The organism is Pseudoflavonifractor phocaeensis (assembly GCF_021531815.1).
GTDB lineage: Bacteria > Bacillota > Clostridia > Oscillospirales > Oscillospiraceae > Lawsonibacter > Lawsonibacter phocaeensis_A.
In genome coordinates, this window is record NZ_JADYUM010000004.1 from 41,888 (window position 1) to 67,737 (window position 25,850).

General features: G+C 48.7%; 31 protein-coding genes. 26 read left to right on the top strand and 5 right to left on the bottom strand.

The window, feature by feature from the left end:
* Window positions 1–31: 31 nt before the first annotated feature.
* The 15 genes from I6E42_RS03485 (at window position 32) to I6E42_RS03555 (ending at window position 10,350) form a co-directional block, all read left to right on the top strand.
* Window positions 32–493 carry a hypothetical protein gene (locus I6E42_RS03485; RefSeq protein ID WP_235370545.1) on the top strand — a complete coding sequence of 154 codons (462 nt, stop codon included), beginning with the start codon at window positions 32–34 and terminating at the stop codon, window positions 491–493.
* Between the two features lie 280 nt (window positions 494–773).
* Complete coding sequence (locus I6E42_RS03490; protein ID WP_235370546.1) at window positions 774–1,202, top strand: single-stranded DNA-binding protein; 429 nt, start codon at window positions 774–776, stop codon at window positions 1,200–1,202.
* A gap of 106 nt (window positions 1,203–1,308) precedes the next feature.
* Window positions 1,309–2,124 carry a hypothetical protein gene (locus I6E42_RS03495; RefSeq protein WP_235370547.1) on the top strand — a complete coding sequence of 272 codons (816 nt, stop codon included), beginning with the start codon at window positions 1,309–1,311 and terminating at the stop codon, window positions 2,122–2,124.
* Between the two features lie 21 nt (window positions 2,125–2,145).
* Complete coding sequence (locus I6E42_RS03500; protein WP_235370548.1) at window positions 2,146–3,960, top strand: AAA family ATPase; 1,815 nt, start codon at window positions 2,146–2,148, stop codon at window positions 3,958–3,960.
* A 23-nt stretch (window positions 3,961–3,983) separates the two neighbouring features.
* Entirely contained in the window at window positions 3,984–4,322 is a 339-nt protein-coding gene (locus I6E42_RS03505) for a hypothetical protein (RefSeq protein ID WP_235370549.1), read from the top strand.
* 15 nt (window positions 4,323–4,337) lie between these two features.
* Complete coding sequence (locus I6E42_RS03510) at window positions 4,338–6,500, top strand: VWA domain-containing protein (protein ID WP_235370550.1); 2,163 nt, start codon at window positions 4,338–4,340, stop codon at window positions 6,498–6,500.
* Between the two features lie 12 nt (window positions 6,501–6,512).
* Window positions 6,513–6,722 (top strand): hypothetical protein, encoded by a 210-nt coding sequence (locus I6E42_RS03515; RefSeq protein WP_235370551.1) that lies wholly within the window; start codon window positions 6,513–6,515, stop codon window positions 6,720–6,722.
* Complete coding sequence (locus I6E42_RS12955) at window positions 6,719–7,027, top strand: hypothetical protein (RefSeq protein WP_459559315.1); 309 nt, start codon at window positions 6,719–6,721, stop codon at window positions 7,025–7,027. Before I6E42_RS03515 ends, I6E42_RS12955 begins: the two co-directional genes overlap by 4 nt.
* Window positions 7,024–7,239, top strand: a complete 216-nt coding sequence (locus I6E42_RS03525) for a hypothetical protein (protein WP_235370552.1) — start codon at window positions 7,024–7,026, stop codon at window positions 7,237–7,239. The genes I6E42_RS12955 and I6E42_RS03525 overlap by 4 nt, the downstream gene beginning before the upstream one ends.
* Entirely contained in the window at window positions 7,221–7,613 is a 393-nt protein-coding gene (locus I6E42_RS03530; RefSeq protein ID WP_235370553.1) for a hypothetical protein, read from the top strand. Before I6E42_RS03525 ends, I6E42_RS03530 begins: the two co-directional genes overlap by 19 nt.
* 18 nt (window positions 7,614–7,631) lie before the next feature.
* Window positions 7,632–8,108: a hypothetical protein gene (locus tag I6E42_RS03535; protein WP_235370554.1), complete on the top strand. Its 477-nt coding sequence runs from the start codon at window positions 7,632–7,634 to the stop codon at window positions 8,106–8,108.
* A gap of 24 nt (window positions 8,109–8,132) precedes the next feature.
* Window positions 8,133–8,783, top strand: a complete 651-nt coding sequence (locus I6E42_RS03540) for a hypothetical protein (protein ID WP_235370555.1) — start codon at window positions 8,133–8,135, stop codon at window positions 8,781–8,783.
* Between the two features lie 64 nt (window positions 8,784–8,847).
* The gene (locus I6E42_RS03545) at window positions 8,848–9,303 is read left to right on the top strand and encodes a hypothetical protein (protein ID WP_235370556.1); all 456 of its coding nucleotides are present in this window, start codon (window positions 8,848–8,850) and stop codon (window positions 9,301–9,303) included.
* Between the two features lies 1 nt (window position 9,304).
* Complete coding sequence (locus tag I6E42_RS03550) at window positions 9,305–9,838, top strand: hypothetical protein (RefSeq protein ID WP_235370557.1); 534 nt, start codon at window positions 9,305–9,307, stop codon at window positions 9,836–9,838.
* 17 nt (window positions 9,839–9,855) lie between these two features.
* Window positions 9,856–10,350 carry a LuxR C-terminal-related transcriptional regulator gene (locus I6E42_RS03555; RefSeq protein WP_235370558.1) on the top strand — a complete coding sequence of 165 codons (495 nt, stop codon included), beginning with the start codon at window positions 9,856–9,858 and terminating at the stop codon, window positions 10,348–10,350.
* A 48-nt stretch (window positions 10,351–10,398) separates the two neighbouring features.
* Here the strand turns inward: I6E42_RS03555 and I6E42_RS03560 are convergent, their stop codons facing one another.
* The 5 genes from I6E42_RS03560 to I6E42_RS03580 form a co-directional block, all read right to left on the bottom strand.
* A complete protein-coding gene (locus I6E42_RS03560) occupies window positions 10,399–10,758 on the bottom strand; it encodes a hypothetical protein (RefSeq protein ID WP_235370559.1) in 360 nt (119 codons plus the stop codon).
* On the bottom strand, window positions 10,751–11,413 hold the full coding sequence (locus I6E42_RS03565) for a hypothetical protein (protein ID WP_235370560.1): 663 nt from the start codon (window positions 11,411–11,413) through the stop codon (window positions 10,751–10,753). The genes I6E42_RS03560 and I6E42_RS03565 overlap by 8 nt, the downstream gene beginning before the upstream one ends.
* 147 nt (window positions 11,414–11,560) lie before the next feature.
* Window positions 11,561–12,739, bottom strand: a complete 1,179-nt coding sequence (locus I6E42_RS03570) for a PDDEXK family nuclease (RefSeq protein ID WP_235370561.1) — start codon at window positions 12,737–12,739, stop codon at window positions 11,561–11,563.
* Window positions 12,740–12,795: 56 nt separating this feature from the next.
* Window positions 12,796–13,518: a DUF5131 family protein gene (locus I6E42_RS03575; RefSeq protein WP_235370562.1), complete on the bottom strand. Its 723-nt coding sequence runs from the start codon at window positions 13,516–13,518 to the stop codon at window positions 12,796–12,798.
* Between the two features lie 140 nt (window positions 13,519–13,658).
* Entirely contained in the window at window positions 13,659–13,991 is a 333-nt protein-coding gene (locus tag I6E42_RS03580; RefSeq protein WP_235370563.1) for a helix-turn-helix domain-containing protein, read from the bottom strand.
* Window positions 13,992–14,216: 225 nt separating this feature from the next.
* Here I6E42_RS03580 and I6E42_RS03585 point away from each other — a divergent pair, with 225 nt between their 5' ends.
* The 11 genes from I6E42_RS03585 (at window position 14,217) to I6E42_RS03635 (ending at window position 25,849) form a co-directional block, all read left to right on the top strand.
* Entirely contained in the window at window positions 14,217–15,497 is a 1,281-nt protein-coding gene (locus I6E42_RS03585) for a ComEC/Rec2 family competence protein (protein WP_235370564.1), read from the top strand.
* A 17-nt stretch (window positions 15,498–15,514) separates the two neighbouring features.
* Window positions 15,515–15,748, top strand: coding sequence for a hypothetical protein (locus tag I6E42_RS03590; protein WP_235370565.1), 234 nt, complete (start codon window positions 15,515–15,517; stop codon window positions 15,746–15,748).
* An 18-nt stretch (window positions 15,749–15,766) separates the two neighbouring features.
* Window positions 15,767–16,642: an AAA family ATPase gene (locus I6E42_RS03595; protein WP_235370663.1), complete on the top strand. Its 876-nt coding sequence runs from the start codon at window positions 15,767–15,769 to the stop codon at window positions 16,640–16,642.
* A 22-nt stretch (window positions 16,643–16,664) separates the two neighbouring features.
* Window positions 16,665–17,675, top strand: coding sequence for an ADP-ribosylglycohydrolase family protein (locus tag I6E42_RS03600; RefSeq protein WP_235370566.1), 1,011 nt, complete (start codon window positions 16,665–16,667; stop codon window positions 17,673–17,675).
* 98 nt (window positions 17,676–17,773) lie between these two features.
* Window positions 17,774–18,337, top strand: coding sequence for a DUF262 domain-containing protein (locus tag I6E42_RS03605; RefSeq protein ID WP_235370567.1), 564 nt, complete (start codon window positions 17,774–17,776; stop codon window positions 18,335–18,337).
* A gap of 53 nt (window positions 18,338–18,390) precedes the next feature.
* Window positions 18,391–19,494: a GmrSD restriction endonuclease domain-containing protein gene (locus tag I6E42_RS03610; protein ID WP_235370568.1), complete on the top strand. Its 1,104-nt coding sequence runs from the start codon at window positions 18,391–18,393 to the stop codon at window positions 19,492–19,494.
* A complete protein-coding gene (locus I6E42_RS03615) occupies window positions 19,494–21,692 on the top strand; it encodes a DUF262 domain-containing protein (protein WP_235370569.1) in 2,199 nt (732 codons plus the stop codon). Before I6E42_RS03610 ends, I6E42_RS03615 begins: the two co-directional genes overlap by 1 nt.
* A 25-nt stretch (window positions 21,693–21,717) precedes the next feature.
* Window positions 21,718–22,794, top strand: coding sequence for a macro domain-containing protein (locus I6E42_RS03620; protein ID WP_235370570.1), 1,077 nt, complete (start codon window positions 21,718–21,720; stop codon window positions 22,792–22,794).
* Window positions 22,795–22,797: 3 nt separating this feature from the next.
* Complete coding sequence (locus tag I6E42_RS03625) at window positions 22,798–23,514, top strand: vWA domain-containing protein (RefSeq protein ID WP_459559316.1); 717 nt, start codon at window positions 22,798–22,800, stop codon at window positions 23,512–23,514.
* On the top strand, window positions 23,514–24,320 hold the full coding sequence (locus tag I6E42_RS03630; protein WP_235370572.1) for an ADP-ribosylglycohydrolase family protein: 807 nt from the start codon (window positions 23,514–23,516) through the stop codon (window positions 24,318–24,320). Before I6E42_RS03625 ends, I6E42_RS03630 begins: the two co-directional genes overlap by 1 nt.
* Entirely contained in the window at window positions 24,317–25,849 is a 1,533-nt protein-coding gene (locus tag I6E42_RS03635) for an SseB family protein (RefSeq protein WP_235370573.1), read from the top strand. The genes I6E42_RS03630 and I6E42_RS03635 overlap by 4 nt, the downstream gene beginning before the upstream one ends.
* The last annotated feature ends 1 nt before the right edge of the window (window position 25,850 follow it).

Genomic DNA, 25,850 nt, shown 5'->3' on the forward strand with positions numbered 1-25,850 from the left:
GCGGGTGCTTTGCGTTCAATAGGAGGACAAAATGAAAAATACAATTCCCGGACCGATCTTAAATCGGATCATCAAACTCATTATCTGCGGCATCTGCATTACCGGAGCCGGAGTCGTATGGAGCGTTGTATCACGAGATAAGACCACAGCCATGCTCTCTCTGGCCGTAGCGTTGATATGTGTGATGAAAGTAGCCACTCTTTATCGTACAGCTCGCGATGCTGCTTATGATGTTTTTGAGGGCACCGTTCTAACGGCAACGGTACTGCCGCTTCGCAAGAAGCAGGAAGTCATTCTACAGCAGGACGATGGCGAGGTATCTATCATGCTGGAAGGCCGAACGAAATTTGACCTTGGTTCAAACTATCGCATTTATACGGAAAAGCAGCATGAGGTGCTGCAGAATACGAATCTGCCACAGGCCTTCCTGCCTGGCAGGTCACTTCTGGGTTTTGAGCTGCTGGATAAAAACGGTTCGCAAAAAATGATGTAGATTTCGGTATCGTAGAATCGCCATGCTTCAGATGGTAGTATGAACCTGTATTTATTAGATTCATAACCTCCTGGAGGAGATTGCGTGTGTGGTGAGCCTGGAGCGGAAAGTGCTTTAGGCAATGGACAGCTTCGTTTGTTATGGTCCGTGGGATCTGCAGATGACGCTGTTTTTTCTTTTGCAGTTGGAAGACTGCAGTTTAGTTGGACCAAATTGCTGGCGACGGCATTTGGAATATATTTTATGGTCTGGTAATCCCAGACGGAAAGGATGTCATAGTATGTCGTTTGCAAATCTGAATTTGATGGGTCGTCTTGTAGGTGATCCGGAGTTCAAAACCGGGAAGGAGAATCGTGAGTTCTGTACGTTTAGCGTTGCTGTCAATCAGCAGTTCGGCGCACAGGAGAATACTTCCTTCTACAACTGTACTGGCAATGAGGCGATTGCAAGACGTGTGAGAAACGCGGGCCTGTGCAAGGGCCGTATGATCCACATCAGTGGTAATCTGACTCTGCGTGAGTACAAGACCCAGGGTGGCGAGACTCGTATGTCTGCGGATGTTGGGATCCTTGACTGGCACTTCGTTGGCGGCAAGCCGAAGGGCGAAGAGCAGCAGGGTCAGGCTCCGGCCAAGAGCGGTTCCACGAGACCTGGTAAGGTCAATCAGGAGCAGTATATTGGCGAAGACGATGATGAACTCCCCATCTAAAAAGCGTGAAATGGAATACTGCCGCAGGGCTGTGAGTGTTTGAGGATACTTACAGCCCTGCTTTTTTTGTTTCACGCGTGAAATCTTTGAAGGAAAGGATGAAGAATTGATGGCGTTGATCCGCCAGGCGAAAAGTGCGACGATATTCCGTTGCCTGGTAGTACCGTCGCTCCTGTTGTGCTGCATTTTCCGAAAGCAAGTATTCCAGTGGATTGCATTAGCTGCCGCTGTCATCTGGCTCTCTACGGAACTGGTACTTGTGTATCAGCAGCATAAATGCAGGAGAAAACGAACCAAATCTATCCGGCATCTATCGGAACTCAAGGTAGAGTCGAACGGTGACCGGCCAGAAGCTAAGACAGACGAGCATGAGTTGTTCCTGATTCGGCAAATCAATTACCGTATCACGGAGCAACTGAAGGAGAACTATCCCATGGTCAGCTGGCTTTGGCAGCAGCAACCCAATGCAGCGCAGCTGTGTAAGGGCGGCTCGTGGCGTATCCGACTATCCAATACGGATCCATTCAATTATGGAGAAGTAGAAATCTCCCGTATGGGCAAGATCAGCATCACACTGCTCCAGGCAGTGGCGCTGAAGGAATCCAAATCGGTTGTGGTGGAGTCGGAGGATATTGCGGAAGAAGAACTCCTGGATAAGGTCGATGTGAAGGCCTGGTATCAGGAACATGGTGAACAATTGCTGTCTCAGATCATTGACGATCTGAACACACAGGGACATCGCCAGATCCTCATCAAGGAAGATGGCGCTGTTTGTGTGACTACCTCTGACACAGAGCAGATTGTTGATTCACTCCTGAACTTCCCGCCAAGAAAGGCGTGGGTGGAGCTGAAACAGCTGCTGCTGGAGGATGAGATCACTGCATCTGAGAAGCCTGAAGGCCTGCTCATGGCCTGGAACTAATTGTTGAAGGAGCTTTTATTTATGGCAAGATCGAAACTGTTTGAAGGCTGGTCGTTCAAGTTGAAGCTGCCAGCACCATTTGACGATCCCCAGTACGCGGGACAGAAGAACATGGGCAGGTCGAAGTATAACACCAACACTTCCGTTGGTACTGCGACACTGCATGCACCATCCCTGCGAGCGTTACTTGCGTTTGCGAAGCTGGTCAATGCATCGGAGCAGGGGAGTCCTACTGATGACCTTGGTGCGATTGGACATCAGGATGCAACCTATCGGATTGCAGAGTATGTCTCTGCCAATAAGACCGATTGTGTTGTTTTCAATCCCACTACCGGTAAGTTCATTACTGGACGATTCATCAAAGGCTCTGATAACGCAGTGCCTTACACCATGGGAGCGGGTAATTGTTCCGGCTCTGCACTTCTGTTCTGTCTGATGCCGGTATTTGACGAGGACTCTGAATTCCACGATTGCATGGCGGACTTCAAGGAAGCTATGGCATCCGGCTGGCCGGATATGGATGCGGCATTCGAGACAGCGCTTAAGCTCTGTGACAATATGTATCGTCGCATTGAGAATGCCAAGGGAGCAGGGAAGGCGGGCATTAAGCTTGCAATCCCTACGACCGGTAACATCAGTAACCTTTCTCAGCTGGCGATCAATAACGGCAGCTATTCGCCGACCGGAGCGGTGTATGGTGACTTCTCCATCCTGAAGATCGGGAGTCGTAGTACGCCTGTGACAAAGGTGGTCAGCCATAACGATTTCGTGAGTCAGTATCAGATGACTCAGCGAATTCTGACCGATCGTGAAAGGGCGATGGTGCCCAAGCTCCCGGACTGGTACATCATCCCGCATGAAGTGGTACGTGTTTGCGAGCATGCGAAGCTGACGACATCATCACAGCAGCCGATGCGGAACTTCCTGTTTCGAGGTGAAGCGGGAACCGGCAAGACCATGGGTGCCCAAGCTATTGCCGCCGGTCTCAATCTGCCCTATACGCTGATGACCTGCAGTGCAAATACGGAGATCTCCGACCTGGTTGGCCAGTTCATCCCGGATGCTGACGGTACCGGTCACGATAGCTGCTTTGGCGATGACGAGTTACCGAAAGTCTCTGATATCATCATGCATCCGCCTTCCGTCTACATGGCGCTTACCGGCGTCTATGACGACGATAAGACGGAAGATGACGTGCTTGAGAAACTGGTGGAAGCAGCTGTAGCACGTCTGGCAGTGAAGGAAGAGAAGCAAGGTCAGAAGATCCGCTATGTGGATACTCCGTTGATTGAAGCGATGCGGCATGGTTACGTCTGCGAGTTGCAGGAGCCGAGTTGTATTGCAAATCCCGGTGTTCTGGTTGGCTTGAACTCTCTTCTGGATAGCTGTCAGGAAATCACATTGCCTACTGGTGAGCGTGTGAAGCGCCATCCGGACACTGTGATTGTCGTTACGACAAACTCCGACTACGCGGGCTGTCGTGATATGAATCAGAGCATCATTTCCCGTATGGACCTGATCTATGACATTGCAGCTCCTGACCTTGCGACGATGGTAAAACGCGTGATGAATGTAACTGGCTTTACTGATGAGCAGGAAGCGACCAAGATGGCGCTTGTTGTACGTGACATCGCTGAGCGGTGCCGTGAGACCATGATCACGGATGGCAGCTGTGGAATGCGTGAATTCAAAAGCTGGGTGCTCTCCACGATGATTACGAAGGACCCGTATGAGTCGGCCCTGTCTACGATTATTTCCTCTGCTTCTGCGGATCCGGATAATCGATCTGATCTCGTGAGTACCTGCCTGGAGAAGCAGTATGTACGGTCATTTTAATGTTGAATTGTGAGGTGTGAATTATGTTGATGAAAACGAATGAAACCAGTTATTTTACCTTTGCCGTAGCCGTTGCTGTTAATTGTAGCGCGGTGGATTTGAGCGCAAATGCCTCTCCGGATCAGGCAGCCGCATATGTAGAAGATATCCTGAGCGTTATCTTCAGTAATACCGACGTGACTGCCAGCGTGGAGCCCATGGCGTATCCGGTCACGAGTAAGATCCCTCTCATTATTACGCTCAACGACAGTGTGCAGCGCCTTCTGTGGTTCTACCCGCAGATGAGTGCATGCGAGCTGGCGGCGGAATTGGAAGGTCTCTTTTCCGACGTGTCCATGGGAATGCTTAGTGCGACCGCGTGATAGGAGGTACGGAGTATGAGAACTTCGCACCGACAGATCAGAAAGCGGATTCTGGAAGAGAAGAGCAAGATCACAGATGAAGAGTTCTTCTCATCCAAGGCGTATCAGGCCTATATCACAGATATCTGCGAAGCAGCTACAAGAAGGTATCGTCGTCCACTGAAGGTGACGATCGTAGCAGATCATGACGATGAACGTCTGGCACACACGGATTTCAAGGGGATTTTCATCAATGCCTGTAATGAAATCACTTGGAGTATGCCGGGTAGAATGCTGCGTTCCCTCAGCATTGAGGGCCTTGCAGCTCATGAGAATGGTCATAACCTGTTTACAGACAATCGGGTCTGGCGCACGTATCGAAAGGCACTGGAGCGTGGTAGGTTCTATCCCAAGCTTCCTCAGGGCCTTGATGGTATCCAGAAGCTGCACGCCCAGGAGATCCTGGACGCACTGCAGGATGATACTGACGACATCCCGAAGATGGTCATCTGCAGTACAGCACACGCACTGAGCAATATCCTGGAAGATGGATATGTGGATGCCCGCTATGCGTTCGAGTTTCCCGGCAATCCGGCTCGTGGAATTACGCTGAATAACCTGCGTATCTCCGAGAAGGCACCGGATATCCAGACCATGATCGATCGCAAGTACTGCGACCATAACATTGTCATGAATCTTCTGATCCAGTATGTCAATGCCGGAGAGGTCAATAACCTCTCCGGCTACTCCGGCGAGTTGCTGGACAAGCTGACGGACCTGATTCCTGTTGTTGATGGCTGTATCCATGATGAGGATGCCAGAGCTCGCTGTGAGGCGTCTAATTGGATCCTGATCGAGCTTTGGCCTATTATGCAGCGCAGCTTTGATATGCTGCGTGACATGCAGAAGAATGCGCAGCAGAGTTCTGGTAATTCTACAGGCCAGCCGACTGGTACTGCACCAGGCGGATCCGGTCAGGGCAATCCCAACCAGCAGAATCAGCAGGCAGGCTCCAAGGCTGTGCAGGAGGAATTGGATAGTCAATTGCCTAAGACCCCGCAAAACTTCACCTTAACGACTTCTGCGGTGCCGTCTACCGGTAATTTCATTCCGAATGGTGGCCAGACACAGACGCTCAGAACACAGGTGGAGCGGGTACTGGCTGAAGAAACGGATCGCATTGCCTCGCATGTATCTTCCCTGACTGAAGGGGAGGGTGAAGGCGGTGTCACCATGAATACTCAGTATACCGGTAATGGCTATCAGCATGCTGCAGAGGATATTGAACGTGTTCTGGAGGAAATGGCAGAAGGCCGTGTCCATGAAGCAATGGAGGAAGAACTGACGGAAGAACTGCAGGAGGAGGCAGATGGCATCTCTTACGGGAATGCACATCGCAACATCAGTGTAAAGGTAAATCGCATGGCACACGTTGATCAGGAACTGATTGACGCCTATCAGAGCGTTGCACCGGAACTTCTGATGCTCTCCAAGCGCCTGCAGAGAAGCGTTAAGGGTGTACTCCAGGACAAGCGGCAAGGCGGTAAACAGACAGGCCTGCTTTCTGGCAAGCGACTTAATCAGCATGCCTTCCATCGCAACGATGGCAGGATCTTCTGTAACAGTCGCCTTCCAACAGAGCCTATCAATTTATCCGTCGGACTGCTCATTGATGAGTCCGGCAGTATGTGTGGCAATGACCGTATCACACGAGCCAGAGCTACCGCCATTGTCGTTCAGGACTTCTGTGAGAAGCTGGGCATTCCCATCATGATCATGGGCCATACGGCTTGGAACTCCCATGTGGAGCTATTCTCCTACGCAGAGTTCCAATCTGTTGATAAGAATGACAGGTACCGTCTCATGGACATGAGTCCTCGTGACTGTAATCGTGATGGTGCAGCCCTGCGCTTCGTTGCGGAAAAGCTCTATAAGCATGTATCTGAAGTGAAACTGCTCATCATCATCTGTGATGGACAGCCGAATGACAATGGATATTCCGGAACGGGCGCGGAGGCAGATCTGCGTGGTATCAAACTGGAGTATAACCGGAAGGGCGTGAAAATCTTTGCTGCAGCGATCGGTGACGATCGTGACAGGATTGAACGTATCTACGGTTCTGGGTTCCTTGATATTACGGATCTTAATCAGCTGCCCATTATGCTGACAAATCTGATTTCACGAAACCTGCCGTTATGAGGTGCTGACGCTATGAAGAAAGTAAAGAAAGTTGCTGTGCGAAGAGTACGACTCAGACCGAGGAAGATCTGCGACCCTGCTATCTGCGACCACTGTATGTATATCGGGGAAGGTGACTTTGTCTGTGATGACCATCCGGATGGCGAGTTTGTCCTGGTCATGTCGGACTGGGAGCCTACGGAACTCTTCATGCATTGTGAAACTGGAGGAAACAAAAAATGAATTTGGAATTGAGATCTACCGGTGTGATCCGCAGGATCGATGATCTTGGTCGAATCGTTGTTACAAAGGAAATTCGGCGTAAGTTATGTATCCACGAAGGTGATCCTCTGGAGTTTTTCGTTGGCGACGGTGTTGTAGCATTTAAGAAGTACAATCCGGCAACCAGTGTTAAGGCTTCCCTGGAAGCACTGAAGGATGCCATTCGTGATGAACCCCTGCTTCATGGTAAACCCGAACTGCTTGTGAAACTGAAAGAGTTTTCTGAGCTGCTGGATGCCATGGGAACGGAGGGAGATTACTCATGACGAATGCGGAACGCAAGATCCGACTCAATGTAGCCATCGAGGTTGCCGAGCACGTCCATTCAGACCTCTGTCATGAGCGGACGGAAGAAATCAGCCGTGAAAAGCTGATGGACCTAGTGGACATCATTGTGAAGCTGCGCTATTTCGCCGAGTCTCTTGGCACGGAAGATAAAACTGAAGGGAGCAGAACAGTATGGGACTCAAACCATTGACGGTGAAGGACATCGTAGACCGAGCCGTAAAGGATGCGAAGGCGGATGTTGCATTTGCCCTGGCAGAAAAGAAATGTCCACTGGACTACGACATCTATTCCTACGGACGCGAGGTGGAAGTGGTCAATTGCGATAGCTTCTACGCAGTTGGTAGCGTCGCCTATGGCGGCAGTGAAGGGATTTATGGTGAAATCTACTTCATGGGTACCTGGAACGAGCAGTTATCTGATATCAGGTACAAGAACTCCATGGAAGTCTATACCCTGAAAACCCTGGACTGCACGAAGGATGCGTATCTCGGATTAGGCATGATGGTCAATCTTATCTGCTACTACATCAATGAGCGGATTAGAGATGGCTTCATTCCGTTTTGATGGTTGGGAGGTTTTGAGATGATCTATAGCATTTTACAGATCTCCCGGACACCGGTGGCACGGGACGCCTACATCCAATTCTGCAGTATTCCCGAGTCGTTCTTTGCGACGAATGCGGAATACATGGTTGAGGAAACGAACCGAGATGAGGCTATCCGCCAGTTCTTTGAAGCACATCGGAATATCATTGTGCCCAGAGAGGATGGCGAGAGCTTTACATTCATCGCCCATGCCAAGCAGACGTATTTCAGACGCAGGCACAGCGAATTCGTACAAAAGGCTGCAGAATTGGCAGATGTCAGTATCGACGCCTTTGTTGGTAAGACTCCTTATCCCATTGGAACTGCCATGTACGAGCTTAATCGCGCCTTCTGTGATAAATTTGCTGACTACGTCATGTGTGATGATGAGCTGACGCCATTTGATCAGTGGCTTCGTGATGAGCCTCTGAAAGGCGTCTACTACATCGGTGGTGTTATGGAATACCATTACTAAATTTGAGAAATGAGGTATTGATTGATGGAAGATAATCGTATTCAGCCGCAGGTTGCGATCTATATGACGAATAAGAAGCTTTGCGAATTCAACGATAAGTTGAAGGCAGCCCCCGTAGAGTACTACGGGCACCTGCATGCGCAAGGGGAGAAGGTTGAGGGCGAACGCAGTCAGCGCTCTTGCATTGGTATCGTTCTCCAGGACTACTCCAACGGCACCGGAAACAAGACCGTGAGAGTATCTGCCAATCTTGCTCCCGAGTTCTTCGCCTATGCACTCAGCCGTGTATCTCTCGGAGTGGAGCTCTTTGAGTTCTATGAAGAGAAGATCTTCGGTGATCCCGATAAGGAAGGGAAGAGCATGGTTACGAAGGTGTCCATCAAGCGAGCTTCTGTTGGGCCGGATGGCAAGAAGCGGAACTACCCCTGGTGTGTGATCGTTGAGAACGGTCGTGCTATCAAGGAAGGAACGCAGACCGGCGGTGTACACATGAAGAAGGGTAGCTATCAGAAGGAGCGTCAGGTGTTCGTGAATATCAACGACTACGACTTCTTCCGACTCATGCAGCAGACCACACGCTACATCAACGCGTGGGAGCTGACCAATGGTCCGAAGAAGATCCGCGAGGCGATGCAGATCATGGAACAGCAGTGTGCTTCTGAGCGGAATAATTGAAGAACATAACCACATTGGGGGCGATGAGAGATCATCGTCCCCATCTCTTTTCTGGAGGTAACTTATGATTGCAGACGAGTTTGACATGATCATGGAAATTGCGGATTCTATCAGCGTTTTTGCTGAGCTGGAGCACCGCTCTCAGGCGTTTCAAAGAGCTGCAGCTGAGGCGATTGAGTCGTCTCTGAAGCTGGTCCGATTCTTCCGAAACCAGGGGATTCGCAGCGATGTGGTACATGTCGTTTATGAAAAGCGCATGGCGCAGATCCAGGCGGCAAGTACTGTAGCTGAGTTGAATGAGATCTTAAAACCGGCCAAGCCGCATTATACCGGCAATGGCTTCATCACAGGCCCGTATGATGTTCCGGAAGAGGAAATGATCTTCTGGTCCCTTGCGTCCTTGAAAGCGCCTTTGAATCATGATGCGTCTGAGCGATATATGGAGCTCTTCCGACAGACTTTCGGATTTGATATCCGAGAGGGTGTTCCTCAGACCATCCGAATTCAGGGGGTGGAATGAAATGCTGGCCTACTTTGGTGTAGATCTGCTCCATGAAGTGAAGGCATATTATGTTCCTCGCTTCCAGCAGGCATGCGATCGCGGCTACACGCAGCCGGGGAGTAAATATCACTGGCTGTATGAAGAACTGCTCTGCCGTGTGCTGACCTTAGATCAGGCACTGCGTTTTCTGGATGCACTGCCTAAATTCATGGTCTCAGCGACAGAAGACCAGATTTTCCAATATGTGATGAATTACGCAACTGCGCTATTCAAGACCGATCGGATAAAAGACATTCCCCGAGATGACCAGGATCAGCATCCCTACTTCAATGACCAGAATCCATACTGGGTTCAGATGAATGAGGTGCTGGACTCCATGGGTGTAGATTACGACACTACCTTACTTCCGCTTCTGTTCATTGACTTGAGCGAATATGTGGTGCGTAGCGTCCGGCTATATCTGCAGATCCGGGAACGTGAGATCCATGCGATTGATCGGGATAAGTTCGATCAGATCATGAGGGTAGCCGGTGTGCTGTCTTCATCCGCATGAGAGTGGTGAGCTGCAGCATGAAAGACATGCAGCCCATGACTCCTGAGGAGCGGGCATTTGTCGAGCAGAACATGAAGCTCCTAAATGAGTTTGTATGTCGATATGGGCTTGGATCGGAGCATTATGGACGCCTTGCCCTACACTTCACACAGGTTGCTGTGCGATATCAGAGGGAGGAGCGGCTTCGACGCTTTTCCTTTTCAACAGTAGCCTGGATGCGATTGAGAACAGAGCTGTCCCACATCATGCGTGAGGAGCTAAGAACGCCTCAGGTCGTTTCATTAGAGGAGCAATACTGTCCGGAGGGCAGGGAAGATGAGTACGAGTCATTGCTTTGGCATATGACCACTCAGTTACTGACACCACGTCAGCAGCAAGTCCTGCGCCTACGCTTGGATGGAAAGACCAATGTGGAAATAGCGGATGAATGCGGTATCAGCCGGAAGGCGGTGGAGCATCTATTCGCACGGATCCGAGCACGGATGAAAAAACTGATTGATGACACTTCGTAGTAAATGGCCGTCAACCCTCATTTCGAGGGCTGACGGCCACTTTTTTTGTTATAGGATGCCGAGCTCAGAGCCTTTCTTGAGGAGATCTTCCACCCGCGTCAGGACTTCAAACCAGACGTCATCAGGTTTAGTTCCAGCCTGGAACAGGGGAAGGACCATCATACACATAACCTCATACATTGTTTCCTTAAGGTCGTTCTCTTTCAGGTTGCTGGTTGCCAGGGTGAATTGCTCACAAACCCAGGATGCTGCAATCTCTGAGGAAGGTGCCTGAATATTAACCACAAGCCGGTCGATGACCTGACCGATGGTAAGCTCCAGATTTTTGCTGTGTTCCTGCAGATACTCCATCGTCTGGAACATGACGGTTGCATTGAGTTCCCGAGTCCATTTCGCTTCCTTACTCATTGGCGGTCCTCTCTTTCTCTCGCTCACGAGACTTGTAAGGCGTGGTGAAGCCAAGTTCATATTCCAGGTACAGCGTCTTTGGCATGAGGTCCATGGAGCCCATGGGAACAACGGCGTCAATGGTATCTAAGCCGAAGCGGTACCCGATATAAAAGGCATAGACAGATGCGCTGTGTGCTCTCTGATCCCAACCACAGCTGATGGAAGTGATATGCTCCGTGGTCTCCTCATCAGCGCCCTGCAGGAGATGATTGGTTTCGTCTAGGATCTGTGTGTTGAGCTCATGATATCTTATATGGCGCTTCATGCGAGGAAGGGTGTTCAGATCCTCGTTGATGCTGGTGCTGAAGTCAAAGATCTGCTTCTGACTAGGCAGGAAGAACTGCTCGAATGCACACAGAAGGCCACAGTAGAAAGGGTAAGTACTGGCGTAACTGTACTTTTCAGCGTAGTTTGCTTCCATGCTGGCGAGAATGGCTTTTTGCTCTTCAGACAGTTTCTGACTCAGGAACTCAGCACCCAAAGCATATTCTTTTTCTTCCGTTTCGAAATAACCAGCTTTCACCTGGTCGTCATACGCAGTTTTGAGCGCACTTGCATAAGAGGGGTCAAAGATTCGGGCTTTGATTCCCTCGATGATATTTCTTGTATCCATATTTGTCTCCTTGGTGTATATTTATTGTGGTAGCTACCCAACCAGGTACAGTGTATCAGGATGGGCATCCGGAATTTGTCGAAACCTAGAGCGAAACGTGAAAAATAATCGGGACCCCAAAAGTTGGGATCCCGATGGAGATACGTATTACTGTGCTTTCATGATGACCTTAAGTCGCTGCACGATCTGATCGCCTTTCAATTCCTCAAGGTCGATGACGGCAATTCCAAGCTGGGCAGCCCGATGTCGTGCCGCTGCGTTACAGGGCTCTGTCGTGACGATTGCAGCCTTTGCACCCTTACCGCCAAACCGATCACGGAGGATGGCCAGCTCGTTGAGCGCTTCCGTTTTGATATCGCAGGCCTTGCAGCTGATGAACAGGGGAATGACACCCCGGGCGGCCATGACATCGATCTCATTGGTGACGCTGCCATGACCTAAGACGTCATCCCAACGAACAACGGCGCTGCTGATAACATCGTTGAAGATACCGGTATCAATACAGGCCTTGTAGGTGTACAGTTCCAAAACGCTACCAACATCACGTAACCACGCCCTGGCATTCAGGTCACGGAAACGGAAGGATACCGACTCACCACGCACGATTTTGAGGTCTTGGATATAATTGATCCGTTCAAGCTCCTGCAGAGCAGCTTCATTGGCAGAGTTCCTAGAGCCGTGATCGCCTTTCACGGTATATTTACCCTGGATTGACAGGGGAGGGACCTGACCATACTCGCAGGGCGACACTCTTTGGATGTAGGAGATAATATCCGTCCAATCCCTGCGGAACTGAAGGAAGCAGTCGAAAAACGGATCGAAGTCGCTTAGGTACTTCGATAGTACCGCATTATCCACACGACCGGGGAGAAGAGTACCGCCAGCCATCAGGAAAAAGTCTTCAACGGAATATGCGAGATCGCACAGCAGGTTATCTGCAAACGCTGCTCCGGATATGTCGTAGAAGCGATTTTTCTTTCTGGAGTAGGTAAATGCAGGAACTCCCGTTTGGGCTGTGAACATACCAGCAGCGAATAGTGCGGCGTCACTGCCACCGGTAACGTCAAGAGCGCAGTCCGGATATTTCTCACCAATCGTAAGTAACTGGCGGAGAATGCGGTCTGCCTTAAACAGGCTTGCCTCCATGAAGATAAGTTCAGGGTTCCAGCCCCGGCGCTTGAAGAAGTCCTTCAGCTTTTCTTGCCGGGAACGGTCCTGCGCGATTTCGCCGGGACAGAGGTAGATAATGCGCTGGGGGCGGAACATATCCGGTGCCAGAATGTTTTCAATGGCACGATCATCATATAGCTCAATTAATGTGTTCATTGGTGGCTCCGCCTTTCCTTATGTTTATCTTTAGCGGTATCAAACTGCTCGGAAAATTAGAATTGTCTGTGTGACTTAAAATCTATTCCAGCTTTTCTTGCTTGACTACATAGGTCTTTCTTTTGCAATTTGTATTTTTTGCCATCCTTAATAAAATGAGATCCGCATTGTCTGAACTCAAAGGATACGTTTTTGCGAATACACTGGTCTCTAACATCCAGAACCCAAGCGTAATCAAGCGGCCTTGCATTCGTATCCGATTCACCACCGACGACCACAAGCTCAACACCGTCAAGATGTTGTTCTATGTTGATGGCCTCTATAAGCGGCTGTGCGGTGATGCACTTATGCTTGATCGGGAGCTTTGAAAATATACCGAGCTTGTAGTCTGCATTCTTTTGATCTTCTATCGCACAGCAAACCACCACGTTTTCATAGCCGTCACCCCAATCATCGGGGATACAACGAATGAATCTGTCGATGCGCTTTGTGAGAAAAAGAAAGGTGCAATCCTTACGTTCTTTGATCATATGCCAGCAGTCTTTGCGCCATACATCTGCTTCTTCAATCAGAAAATCGGTGGAAAAACAGGTATATACAGTGCCTGATTTCATTTTGTAATTGCCGTTCTTCAAGCGCTCAATCGGCTTTGCAAAGTCCTTTGTTTTTTCAATAATGCTTGTGTCAACTCCGCGCTTTGCGTCACCTTTGTGGATATAGCAGTGCAGACATCCTTCACTACACTTTTTGCAACCTCTCCATGGATTCCACATTGCCATATTCTCACCTCTGCAAATACCTGTTTATATCTCGAATGTATTCTATCAAATTGGTACCTGAACTTCAATTCTGACTTATAGATAGACGGATGAACTAGAAAAAGGATGCAAACCCGATTTGGGTCTGCATCCTGAGATGATTAGGTGTTCTTTTTGATGATAGGCGTAACAGCTTTTGCAATGTCCTTGAGCATCTGTACCTGTTTGTCAGTCAGATTCTGCTCCTCGATCATCGGTGCCGGAACTAATTCTTCGGGCTTATTGACCCTGCCAGTGAGGTAATCGATAGAGGTATCCAGCGCTTCTGCGATGTTGTAGATCGTCTGCAGGCTTGGACCTCGAGAACCGCACTCAATATGAGTCAGAGAGACTTCACTTAACCCAATCATTTCTGCCAGTCTATAGGCAGTCATCTTACGGGCTTTTCTTACAGCGCGGATACGAGAGCCGCAGAGTTTTGTGTCTATACCCATCGATCTTACCATCCTTATGTATATACTAAGTTAAGTATAGGAAAAATAAGTACTTTTCAGAATGAGCAAAAAGGGTATATGACCCAAAATAGGTTATTGATTTTGAAAGTTTTCTGAATGATGGTTAATACCGTATTTCATTCACGTAGTACGGATTATGGGACAGCTGAGCCGTTACAATGGGATTGTAAGCTGAGTTACCATAGGCCGTCTTAGGGGGAAATCATGAAAAAAAGGAAAAAGAAGCTACTTAAGCCGATTGTGATCGTCCTTGTCCTGCTTGCTATTATTGGCAGCTTCATGGACACGCCAGAGGATTCTGGCACACAGAATCCGGACTCCGGGACCAGTAGCGTCATCGAAGATGTGAACGGTAATGAAACGGGTTCTGAAGAAGAGAACTCGGGTACCGAGAACGTAGCACCGGATGAGGATACAACGACTCCACAGGCTCCGGATGATAACAGCACAGATACTACGATGCCTCCGGAAGAGGGAAATTACGATGTGACCGTTATTCCACCTGCTGAGTTACCTGCAGACTCTACCTTTGAGGTGCATTACCTTGACGTTGGCCAGGGTGATTGTTCTCTGGTACTCTGTGACGGACATGCCATGCTCATTGATGGTGGCGAGTCCTCTGAGTCCAGTAAGGTGTATGCGTATCTGAAGCAGCATGGCGTCAGCCATCTGGATTATATGGTTGCTTCCCATGCGCATTCGGATCACATTGGCGGTCTGTCCGGTGCTCTGAACTATGCCACCGTTGATACTGCCTTTTGTCCTGTGACAGACTATGATTCCAAGACCTTCGATAGCATGGTCAAATACCTGGATAAGCAGGGGATAGACATTACGGTTCCGAGCGCCGGTGATGAGTTTATGCTGGGCAGCGCTCATGTGCAGATCCTTGGTCCACAGAAAAACTATGATGATCCGAACGATACATCTATCGTTTTGAAGGTGACCTACGGGGAGACATCCTTCCTATTTACTGGTGACGCCGAGCGCACAGCTGAGGCGGATATCCTTGATGCGGGCTATAACCTCTCCAGCACGGTCTTGAAGGTCGGACATCATGGCAGCGACACCAGTACGAGCTATCCGTTCCTGAGAGAAATCATGCCCCAATATGCGGTCATCCAGGTAGGTAAGGACAATTCCTACGGTCATCCGACTGAAGATACTCTGAGTCGCCTACGTGATGCCGATGTGAAGGTATATCGAAACGACCTGCAGGGCGATATTGTATGCTCAAGCGATGGCAAGACGGTTTCCTTTACAACTACGAAAAATGAAAGCGTTCAGACCAATCCGACTGTTGTGGTTACACCAGCTGCGGACGAGCCTGATGATGTAGGGGAGTATATCGGGAATAAGAACTCTAAGAAGTTCCATCTACCTACTTGCAAGAATCTTCCCGCAGAAAAGAACCGTATTTATTTCGATTCCAGACAGGCAGCTGTCGATGCGGGACAATCTCCTTGCGGTAATTGCAATCCATAACTGGGAGTGCGAGTCTGATGTTTGGTAGAAAGAAGAAGCAGGAACTACCGCCTGTAGATATTACGAAGAAGCTTGTAAAGACTTGGTGGGGTGGAAAGAAATTCGTGCCCACCACAAAACGTGAGCAGCGTGAGATGAAGAAAGCGCTTTTGAAGGCAAACCCAAAGCTGACCATCATTGATGATGCTGCAAAGAAGGAAAAAGAACTTGAGTGGATTGATCGCATCGAGGATTATGATGCGATGCTTTGATAAAGGTGGACGTGTATGATGGTCTATTTACGTGAATTTACTATGCTGTCCAGATCTGCGGAGGAAGGGTTCTTTTGTGATCCCACAAACGTTAAAGCACGAAGAACCTGTTACACAACAAAGTATCCATTTGGCGTGTTTCGCTATAGAGATCTTCCGACATTTGAGTTTGAACCGATCACTATCCTGTATGGAGGAAACGGCAGCGGCAAATCAACAATCCTGAATGTCATCGCTGAACGTTTGAAGATCCAACGTGGTGCGGTGTTTAATCGGAGCGATTTTTATGACGATTATGTTCGCCTATGCACCTATAAAGAGACCAGAGGACATGGAATACCGGAGCATAGCCGTATTATCACCAGTGATGATGTTTTCGACTATCTTTTAGACATCCGTTGCATCAACGAAGGCATCGATACAGAAAGAGTGAAGCTGTTCGATAGATACGTCAGTGATAAATACGAACCATACCAGCTGAAGTCTCTGGACGATTATGAGGAGTTTAGGAGACGTTCTGACGCAAAGTCGAAGTCTCAGTCACAATTCGTGAAGGACCGGTTGATGCGCAATGTGCAGGAACAATCAAACGGCGAAAGTGCCCTGGTTTATTTTACGGATTCCATCAAGGAAAATGCTTTGTATCTACTGGATGAGCCTGAGAACAGCTTGTCCGCTGCACTGCAGTTGGAACTAAAGCGGTTTATTGAGGACTCAGTACGATTTTTCAAGTGCCAGTTCATTATCTCAACTCACTCGCCGTTCCTATTATCTATGGAGGGTGCGAAGGTATATGATTTGGATTCGACGCCCCCACAGCCTCGGAAATGGACGGAACTGGATAATGTCAGAATCTACCGGGATTTCTTCAAGAGTCACGATAGCGAGTTTTGACTGAGTGTGACTGGAGGTCATTATGTTCGGCGAAATGAAATACTACTATCAGTTTATTGAAGGGGCAATCCTTGGTTCTGTCGTAGGTGATGCACTGGGAGTACCTGGTGAGTTCATGAGCAGGGAAGAGTTGATGGAGGCACCGATTACCGATATGATTGGTGGTGGTGCGCATGAGCAGCTTCCTGGCACCTGGTCCGATGACACCAGCATGACGCTTTGCACAATTGACTCTATCATTGAGAAGGGCATCGATTACGATGACCAGATGTACCGGTTTGCCGACTGGCTTTGGAATTCATCAAATACAGCTCGCGATGAAGTCTTTGACGTAGGTGGTGCCACAAAACATGCAATCTTCCGTTATATGAAGAAGACACCGGCGTTGGAATGCGGAGAGCTGGCAGAGAATACCTGCGGTAACGGATCACTCATGCGGATCATGCCGACTGCTTTGTATCTGGTTGGTCAATACGGCAACTGGGCGCTGGATGATAGAACAGCAGATATTATTCACAACACATCCAAATGTACGCATGCCCATGTTCGCTGTCAGATGGCCTGCGGAATCTTTTGCTCGGTTGTATTCCAAATGACCTGTGGAGGAGACCTCCATAATGCAGCGATGGGGGGCATTATTTCCGGCCTTAAATACTATCGAAACAGACCGGAATTCGCTACTGTTTATCCTGAGTTTGAGTCTCTAGCTAAGGTAGATAAGTGGTCTGAATCTGAGGTTGAAAGCACAGGATTTGTGCTCCACACACTGCAGGCCGCACTTTGGTGTTTGCTTACGACATCTGATTATACTGAGTGCGTCCTAAAAGCGGTCAATCTTGGCAGGGATACAGACACAACAGCTGCGGTTGCAGGCGCTCTGGCCGGACTTTGGTACGGCGAACGTCAGATCCCGAGAGATTGGGCTGAGAAGACAGCGAAATATGATGAGATTAAGCAGCTGGCAAAGACATTCTATTTTGCCTGTCTTAAGAACTCTAAAACGGGTAGGACAGCAAGTGAGTATATCCCGTAACCCTTGCAAGTGAGCATGTACAGCTCTTGAGAATTTTCCTGGATAAGAGTACAATTAAGTCGAAAACAATGCGCGTTTGCGCCGAAAGGACTGCCCTTATGAGCATGTATGAATCTGAAATCAGATTGGAGACAAAACTGGTTGGATCCATTGAAGGTAATTTCTTTGTGCCTTCCTACCAGCGTGGCTATCGTTGGGGTGCGGATGAGGTCACCAGACTTCTGGATGACATTTACACCAATGGACCTAAAAGCTACTGTCTGCAGCCGGTTGTAGTCAGAAAACAGGGCGACAGCTATGAGCTGATTGACGGCCAACAGCGTTTGACTACGCTGTATTTGATTTACAAGTACATGCACATCTCCAGTTCTGGCTTTCTGGATGAGCCTAAGTTTACCCTACGCTATGAGACTCGAGAGAAGTCAGAGGAGTTTTTGAAGTCCATAGACCTAAGCCAGAAAGAAGATAATATCGACTTCTGGTTTATCTGCAATGCTTATGAGACGATTGCTTCTTGGTTCGCGACGAAGGACAAGAAATCTACACTCACCAATATCAACACCTATTTTGACGAAAAGGTGAAGATCATCTGGTATGAGGTGGATGAGTCAGAGGATGCTATCGCTCTATTTGCACGATTGAACATCGGAAAATTCCACTGACCAGTGCTGAACTGGTAAAGGCCATGTTCCTAAGTCAGAGTGGTAATGCTGCCATGACGCGAGAGAAGCAAGAAGAGATCTCTCTGCAGTGGGATACCATCGAGAAAGAACTGCATAACGATTCTCTCTGGTACTTCCTTACTAACAGCATCAAAACTGCATATCAGACGCGCATTGACCTGATCCTGGATCTGATTTCCGAGAAGCAGGCAGATAGCAAAGAGAAGTACTATACTTTCTTCTACTTTGATGCCAGGAAGAAGGAAGAGGATATGAATGAGATCTGGAGATCCATCCAGCATACCTTCCTCATCCTGAAGGACTGGTACGAGAACCACGAGCTCTATCATAAAATCGGCTATCTGATCGCTTCCGGAAAAGTAACGCTTCAGACCATATATAACCTGTCCAAGGATAAAAAGAAGAGCGAGTTCACCGTTGCCCTGGATGCTCTCATCCGCGAGTCTATTGCAATCAAGTCCAACTATGGCGACTTGAGTTATGAGAATAGCGATGATTACGATCGAATCAGCAGACTTCTGCTCCTGTTTAACGTGGAGTCCGTCCGTCAAATTGATGGACATTCTCAGCGGTTCCCATTTGATCGGTTCAAGTACCAGGGAACTGGTAAGGTAGCCTGGAGCTTGGAGCATATTCATGCTCAGAACTCTGAGGGTATGCGGAAGCAGGAACAGTGGAAGAAGTGGCTGGAACTCCATATTCCCTCTGTACAGGCATTGAACGTTGGGGAAGAGGCACTGATTGCTGAGATGCAGGCAGCCATTGATAAGGATGGTCTGGAGCGTCAGGAGTTTGAGCGGCTGGAGGAGCGTGTGATTGACCTGCTCTCTGCAGAAGGCAATACTGAGTATTTGCATTCGATTGCCAACCTCGCACTTCTGAATACCAGCGACAATGCTGCATTGAACAACTCTACGTTTGATGTTAAGCGAAATGAAATCGTGGAGATGGACAAGAGAGGCCAGTATATCCCGTTCTGCACCAAGATGGTGTTTCTCAAGTACTATACGCCCTCTGCCAAGAACCAGCTGCACTTCTGGGGACAGGCAGACCGGATTGCTTACGTAGGCTATATCAACGAGGTTCTGAAGGAGTACCTTGCTGAACCGATCTCTGTGGAAAAGGAGGATGAATAATGGGTACCGCACTGCACACTTTCATTGATATCTTTTCCGCAGCATTCCCGGTTGAAGAGGAGAATGTAACCGTCCAGAAGATTGTGATTCCTATCATCCAGCGTGACTATGCGCAGGGCCGGAAAGACACTGATGTAGCTCGTATTCGTGATCGCTTCCTCAATTCCCTGCGAGCAGCCGTGACCGAGGCACCCATTACGTTGGACTTTGTTTATGGAGATATCGACAGTAATGGCGTTATGACGCCGCTGGATGGCCAGCAGCGCCTGACAACCCTGTTCCTGCTCCATTGGTATGCAGCGAAGAGGGGAGAGGTGGCAGAGGAAGAATATGCCTTCTTGAATAATTTCAGCTATGAAACCAGGTACAGCGCTCGCGATTTCTGTGATTGTCTGATTCGCAAGTATACCCCGTCCTTTACCCAGCAGATCTCCGAAGAGATTGTTGATCAGGCGTGGTTCCCTCTGGATTGGGAGAAGGATCCCACCATCAGCTCCATGCTGGTTATGCTGGATGCTATTGATGCCAAGTTCTCCGATGTCCCTGACACTTGGAGTAAATTGAAGGATGGCGCAATTTCGTTCTATTTCCTGCCTATTAAGGACATGGGCCTGACGGATGAGCTCTATATCAAGATGAACTCCCGTGGTAAGCCGCTGACCCAGTTCGAGCATTTTAAGGCCGAGCTAGAGCACTCTCTGCGTTTGGTGGATGAAGCTACCGCAAAGCGTATCCTCCGTAAGATCGACATCGATTGGACCGATATGCTCTGGTTCTACCGTGGTGAGGATAACATCATTGACGATGAGTTCCTCCGTTACTTCCGCTTTGTTTGTGACATTATCTGCTATCAGGCAGGCGGCACCACGCAGGGTAAGAGCGATAATGAGTTCGACCTGCTGAAGGAGTACTTCTCTCCGGAAGCTGAGAACGTAATGCTGAACATCACAAAGCTGGAGTCCTATTTCGATTGCTGGTGCTCCTTGGGAGATGTGACTCCCACCGATTTTCTGCTGAAGTTTATTTCCTATGAACATGAGGCAGGGAAGATCCAGATTGAGACCCGTTATGCTTTGGATATCTTTGAGGACTGTCTGCGTACATATGCCGACATTGCTGGTAACGGCAACAGAAGTTTCCCCTTAGGCCGCATCATTCTGCTCTTCGCTTTTGTGACCTATCTGGAGCACCGCACTGATGTATCTGAAACTGACTTTGCCCGGAGACTGAGAATCGTTAATAACCTGATCCAGAACTCCGAGGACGAAATCAGTGACAGTGAACGTCGTACCAGTGGTAACCGTATGCCCACCATTCTGCGTCAGGTCGAGGAAATCATCCTGACCGGTGTGGTGGATGCAGCATTTGAAAAGTCCATGAATCCGAGTCAGCTGCAGGAAGAGGCAGAGAAGATTGTCTGGTTGGAAGAGCATCCTGAGTATGCGGAAGATCTATTTGCTCTCGAGGACCATGAGCTGCTGCAGGGTCAGATCGGCATTGTTGGACTGGAGAATCCGGAACAGTTTGTCCGGTTTGGCAGACTGTTTGATTGCGATTGGGATAAGATCGATTGTGCCCTTATGTCCATCGGATTCTACGGTCAGAAAGAGCGTAATGGTTGGCGTTACCAGCTGGGCACCTCGTCCAGAAGAAATACCAAGGCCTGGAGAGCCCTGTTCCATAGAAGCCGTAACAATTCCGGTTTCGATGAAACTAAGCGCATCTTGAAGGAACTGCTGGCCAGCAAAGAAGACTTCTCTGATGAGTACCTTGACTTCATTAAAGAAGCTTTCATTAAGGGTTGCGAACAAGACAAGCTGTATCCGTGGCGCTATTACTATGTGAAGTACGATTTCTTCCGGCCCGGCAGTTATGGCAAGTACAGCTGGGATAGCGTTGAAGAGACTCCGTATCTGTTCTCTGTCATGATGACGGAAACCAAATGGTCTGAGAACACCTATCAGCCGTTCCTGCGTGCAATTGATGAGTCCAGACTCTCTCGTGATGAAATGGGTCAGTATCTACTCTGTGGCGACAAGTATATGGAAGCCCTGAATGATGGATATTCCATCTGCGATATGGCCAGAGAAGAGGAAGAAGATGCGGAGATCTACCGTATTACTGTCACTCAGAATGAGGATGGCATTGATAAGGAAAACCGCATTGAGAAGATGATGAAGATCTATCCCAATATCTAAATCAAGTTTGACGGGAGGCGAAAATATGCCATTTGAAATCGTTCGAAACGACATAGTGAATATGCATGTTGACGCCATTGTCAATACTGCGAACCCAAAGCCGATTATTGGTTACGGCGTCGATGCAGGCGTACATAAAAAGGCAGGTCCGGAGCTTCTTGCTGCACGAGAGCAAGTTGGAAGGATTGGTGTCGGGGAAGTTGCTGTCACACCCGGCTTTGAACTGGACGCCAAGTATGTACTCCATGCAGTTGGTCCCATTTGGCAGGGCGGTAAACATGGTGAAGAGCAGCTGCTTCGGCAGTGCTATGATAAGGCGCTGCAGGCAGCTCTCGATCAACAGTGTGAGTCAATTGCATTTCCTTTACTCTCTGCAGGAAATCATGGATTTCCCAAGCCATTGGCTCTGCAGATCGCTATTAATGCATTCAGCTCATTCCTAATGGAGCATGAGATGCAGATCTATCTGGTCGTGTTCAGTAAGAATGCCTTCGAGCTGTCCGAGAAGCTATTCCATTCCGTTGAGAGCTTCATTGATGAAAATTACATCCTGGATAAGACCCTGGATGAGTATGGCATCGAAAACAAGCGAGACGTCCGAGATGCAGAACTGGAAAAGATCAAGCGGGAACTAAACCTGCAGCGCCATCTGCGCAGAAAGATGGAACTCCGGCAGGAGGCAGACGAATGCATATCTGCTGCGATGGGCATCGCATCTGTTGTATCTCCTGATAATCTGGATGATCTGCTCCAGAATACCGATGCCGGTTTCACGGAGACTTTGCTGAAACTGATTGATAAAACGGGAAAGAAGGACTCCGAAATTTATAAGAAGGCCAATGTAGATCGCAAGCTCTTTTCGAAGATCCGTAATACCCCGGCCTATAAGCCTTCTAAGGTAACAGCCGTGGCTTTCGCCCTAGCTCTGGAATTGAATTTGGAAGAAACCCAGAACTTTATTGGTCGGGCAGGCTATACGCTGTCGCACAGCAGCAAATTCGATATTATCATTGAGTACTTCATTACTCATGGTAACTACAATGTATTTGAGATCGACGCAGTACTATTCCGTTACGATCAACCACTGATAGGATCTGAATAAAAAGTGTCGCCTTTCATGCGACCATTTGAAGACCTCCACTCGTTAAACTTTAGGTGTAATCAACGAATGGAGGTTTTCAAAATGACAGAATTAGTATTTATCCTGGACCGTAGCGGGTCCATGTCCGGGTTGGAGCAGGACACCATCGGAGGCTTTAACTCCATGATCGAGAAGCAGCGTAAGGAACCCGGTGACGCGGTAGTCTCCACCGTGCTGTTTGACAACGATTCTGAGGTAATCCATGACCGTGTACGCTTGGATCAGGTGCCTCGTATGACCGACAAAGAGTACTTTGTGCGTGGCTGCACAGCACTGCTTGACGCCGTTGGCGGAGCGATCCACCACATCGGCAATGTCCATAAGTACGCAAGACCTGAGGATCGACCGGAAAAGACGCTGTTTGTCATCACGACGGACGGTATGGAGAACGCCAGCCATCACTATGACTACACCAAAGTCCGTAAGATGATTGAACGTCAGAAAGAAAAGTACGGCTGGGAGTTTTTGTTCCTTGGTGCAAACATCGACGCTGCAGCTGAGGCAAAGCGATTCGGCATTGCTGAGGACCATGCTGCTAATTATAACTGTGACTCCGCAGGTACAGCACTCAACTTTGATGTGATTGCAGATGCCGTCTGTAGCGTCCGCATGGGATGCGGTATTGCGGGTGATTGGAAGGCGCGTATTGACGAGGACTATGAGAAGAGGGGGAAGAAGTAATGTACGGTGCAATCCTGGGTGATATCATTGGTAGCCCTTATGAGTTTAATCGCGGAGATAAAACGAAAGATTTCCCGCTGTTTTCTGAGCGATCCCGTTTTACGGACGACACCGTTATGACTATCGCTGTTGCTGACGCCTTTTTGGATGCGCATCCTAATGCTGCTGATGAATGGACTACGAACCGGTTGATTAATGGTTTGCGAATGTGGGGCAAGAAGTATCCGCGTGCTGGCTATGGTGTCCGGTTTAACCTGTGGCTTCAGGTCCAGAAGCCTATTCCTTACAACAGTTTCGGTAATGGCTCTGCCATGCGCGTTTCGTCTATTGCCTGGCTCTATAACGATATGAATGCCGTCCGGAAGGCCGCACGCATGTCTGCCGAGATTACCCATAATCACCCCGAGGGGATTAAGGGAGCTGAGGCAACTGCAGCTGCTATCTATCTGGCTCGCACTGGTCACAGTAAGGATGAGATTAAGGAATACATCGTTAAGAACTTCCAGTACGATTTGAGTCGCACTTGTGATGAGATCCGGCCTGACTATCGGCACATTGAGAGCTGCCAGCAGACAGTTCCTGAGGCTATTACTGCTTTCCTGGAAGGTGAAAGCTTTGAGGATGTCATTCGCACTGCAGTTTCCCTTGGTGGAGACTGTGACACGCTGACTGCCATTGCGGGAAGCATCGCAGAAGGCTTTTACGGCGTCCCTGAGGCGCTGAAGGAAGAGTGCCGACTCAGGTTGCCTGATGATATGAGAGCCGTTCTGGAGCACTTTGATGCGCATCTGAAGGAGGTGCGATGATGGAAGACAAGTTCCTGATTGGAAATGATATCATTGAAAAAGCACTGGCAGAAGCCAATGCCAACATGAATGATGATACCGTCATGAACTTGGTCTATGCGATCCAGCAACGCATGGTAGCCGATGGTCATGTTCTTCTGCCGGTCGAGTTTCCTGATCCAGAAGATCCGCATACCTTCAACATGCGTGGCCTGCCGAATGAAGAAGGTGAAATCTATCTGGCCTGCTTTACAAGCCAGGAAGAACTGGATAAGGGAGAACCCACAGCTGTTGTGTCTCAGTTCATCGACGTGTTCATCAACGCCGTTCTGGAGTCTGACAGTGTGAAGGGAATTATGATCAATCCCTTCGGGATTACCTGCAGACTTCCCAAGGGCATTCTTCAGATCGTCATGGAGGCAAGACAGCCTTCCGCTGATGATTACAAGCGTGAGAATCATCTCCTGGAGAAAGCAATTCATTTTGCAACCAATAAGCACGCCGGTCAGCTCCGTAAGGGAACAACGACTCCCTATATCGTTCATCCCCTGGAAACGATGAATATTCTGCGATCCATGAACGCGGATACAAACCTTCTGATTGCTGGGCTGCTGCACGATACCGTGGAGGATACAGATACTACGGTAGAGGAAATTGCGGAAGTATTCGGTACTGATGTTGCTGCTCTTGTCGGAGGCCACAGTGAAGATAAGAGTAAGACTTGGGAAGAACGAAAGACTCATGCTATTCAGGAGTTGGCTGAGGCCAGTCCGCGTATGAAAATGTTGGTAATGGCAGATAAGGTCTCTAATCTCCGTAGCATTGCATCGGATTATATTGCCCTAGGCGATGATCTATGGAGCCGGTTCAACGCTCCAAAAGAAAAGCAAGCATGGTATTATTCTGGCATCCAGGACTCCCTTTGGGATATGCAGACGGACGAAAATGCAAGTCGTGTTTACTGGGAGATGGTGGGCCTCTTTAAGGATATATTTGTTGCGTTCTATGAGGTCCATGAGTTATGTCCTCCTGGATATTATGACGACTACATTCTGCAGGTCTGTATGGATGGAACTGCCTATCGCTTTGATAAGGGAAGTCCGACATGGAAAGAAACCTGGTTCCATGAAAACCAGATTGATGATGATTGTACGCTTGTCACCCGGGAATACGCGGAACGCCTTGAGGATGAGTGGTACAAGCAGTTCTGGGATCTGGTTGATCAGGATCTTAAGGATGCAAAATACGTTCTGATCAATAAAAAAGAACGATACGCAGAGATTGTTGTAGAGTCTGGTTGTATGGCTCTCAATGGTGAAGATCATGGTGCTGCATGCCAGAAGGTAAACGGTAAGGACGAATATGAGTACCACGTTACCCTTGATGCAGATAATACCAGGGAAATCATTGCTCTGCTAAGGATGAAATATAGCTTGGAACTCAGCTTGAACGATATCCTTACCAGGGAATTTGGTTCGGAAATGCCGTCTTCCAAATTGATGGCATATTGTGCGGAGAAGGAAATCAAATACAGCTTTGTGTCCTTTTAAG

What these genes read in the sequence shown, in the direction of transcription:
- I6E42_RS03630 (WP_235370572.1), top strand. Translation starts at nt 23,514, where the DNA reads ATGTACGGTGCAATCCTGGGTGATATCATTGGTAGCCCTTATGAGTTT.
- I6E42_RS03540 (WP_235370555.1), top strand. Translation starts at nt 8,133, where the DNA reads ATGGAAGATAATCGTATTCAGCCGCAGGTTGCGATCTATATGACGAAT.
- I6E42_RS03595 (WP_235370663.1), top strand. Translation starts at nt 15,767, where the DNA reads ATGGTCTATTTACGTGAATTTACTATGCTGTCCAGATCTGCGGAGGAA.
- I6E42_RS03635 (WP_235370573.1), top strand. Translation starts at nt 24,317, where the DNA reads ATGATGGAAGACAAGTTCCTGATTGGAAATGATATCATTGAAAAAGCA.
- I6E42_RS03550 (WP_235370557.1), top strand. Translation starts at nt 9,305, where the DNA reads ATGCTGGCCTACTTTGGTGTAGATCTGCTCCATGAAGTGAAGGCATAT.
- I6E42_RS03615 (WP_235370569.1), top strand. Translation starts at nt 19,494, where the DNA reads ATGGGTACCGCACTGCACACTTTCATTGATATCTTTTCCGCAGCATTC.
- I6E42_RS03570 (WP_235370561.1), bottom strand. Translation starts at nt 12,739, where the DNA reads ATGAACACATTAATTGAGCTATATGATGATCGTGCCATTGAAAACATT.
- I6E42_RS03585 (WP_235370564.1), top strand. Translation starts at nt 14,217, where the DNA reads ATGAAAAAAAGGAAAAAGAAGCTACTTAAGCCGATTGTGATCGTCCTT.
- I6E42_RS03525 (WP_235370552.1), top strand. Translation starts at nt 7,024, where the DNA reads ATGACGAATGCGGAACGCAAGATCCGACTCAATGTAGCCATCGAGGTT.
- I6E42_RS12955 (WP_459559315.1), top strand. Translation starts at nt 6,719, where the DNA reads ATGAATTTGGAATTGAGATCTACCGGTGTGATCCGCAGGATCGATGAT.
- I6E42_RS03545 (WP_235370556.1), top strand. Translation starts at nt 8,848, where the DNA reads ATGATTGCAGACGAGTTTGACATGATCATGGAAATTGCGGATTCTATC.
- I6E42_RS03530 (WP_235370553.1), top strand. Translation starts at nt 7,221, where the DNA reads ATGGGACTCAAACCATTGACGGTGAAGGACATCGTAGACCGAGCCGTA.
- I6E42_RS03575 (WP_235370562.1), bottom strand. Translation starts at nt 13,518, where the DNA reads ATGGCAATGTGGAATCCATGGAGAGGTTGCAAAAAGTGTAGTGAAGGA.
- I6E42_RS03555 (WP_235370558.1), top strand. Translation starts at nt 9,856, where the DNA reads ATGAAAGACATGCAGCCCATGACTCCTGAGGAGCGGGCATTTGTCGAG.
- I6E42_RS03510 (WP_235370550.1), top strand. Translation starts at nt 4,338, where the DNA reads ATGAGAACTTCGCACCGACAGATCAGAAAGCGGATTCTGGAAGAGAAG.
- I6E42_RS03505 (WP_235370549.1), top strand. Translation starts at nt 3,984, where the DNA reads ATGTTGATGAAAACGAATGAAACCAGTTATTTTACCTTTGCCGTAGCC.
- I6E42_RS03565 (WP_235370560.1), bottom strand. Translation starts at nt 11,413, where the DNA reads ATGGATACAAGAAATATCATCGAGGGAATCAAAGCCCGAATCTTTGAC.
- I6E42_RS03590 (WP_235370565.1), top strand. Translation starts at nt 15,515, where the DNA reads ATGTTTGGTAGAAAGAAGAAGCAGGAACTACCGCCTGTAGATATTACG.
- I6E42_RS03535 (WP_235370554.1), top strand. Translation starts at nt 7,632, where the DNA reads ATGATCTATAGCATTTTACAGATCTCCCGGACACCGGTGGCACGGGAC.
- I6E42_RS03485 (WP_235370545.1), top strand. Translation starts at nt 32, where the DNA reads ATGAAAAATACAATTCCCGGACCGATCTTAAATCGGATCATCAAACTC.
- I6E42_RS03610 (WP_235370568.1), top strand. Translation starts at nt 18,391, where the DNA reads ATGACGCGAGAGAAGCAAGAAGAGATCTCTCTGCAGTGGGATACCATC.
- I6E42_RS03580 (WP_235370563.1), bottom strand. Translation starts at nt 13,991, where the DNA reads ATGGGTATAGACACAAAACTCTGCGGCTCTCGTATCCGCGCTGTAAGA.
- I6E42_RS03515 (WP_235370551.1), top strand. Translation starts at nt 6,513, where the DNA reads ATGAAGAAAGTAAAGAAAGTTGCTGTGCGAAGAGTACGACTCAGACCG.
- I6E42_RS03560 (WP_235370559.1), bottom strand. Translation starts at nt 10,758, where the DNA reads ATGAGTAAGGAAGCGAAATGGACTCGGGAACTCAATGCAACCGTCATG.
- I6E42_RS03600 (WP_235370566.1), top strand. Translation starts at nt 16,665, where the DNA reads ATGTTCGGCGAAATGAAATACTACTATCAGTTTATTGAAGGGGCAATC.
- I6E42_RS03490 (WP_235370546.1), top strand. Translation starts at nt 774, where the DNA reads ATGTCGTTTGCAAATCTGAATTTGATGGGTCGTCTTGTAGGTGATCCG.
- I6E42_RS03620 (WP_235370570.1), top strand. Translation starts at nt 21,718, where the DNA reads ATGCCATTTGAAATCGTTCGAAACGACATAGTGAATATGCATGTTGAC.
- I6E42_RS03500 (WP_235370548.1), top strand. Translation starts at nt 2,146, where the DNA reads ATGGCAAGATCGAAACTGTTTGAAGGCTGGTCGTTCAAGTTGAAGCTG.
- I6E42_RS03605 (WP_235370567.1), top strand. Translation starts at nt 17,774, where the DNA reads ATGAGCATGTATGAATCTGAAATCAGATTGGAGACAAAACTGGTTGGA.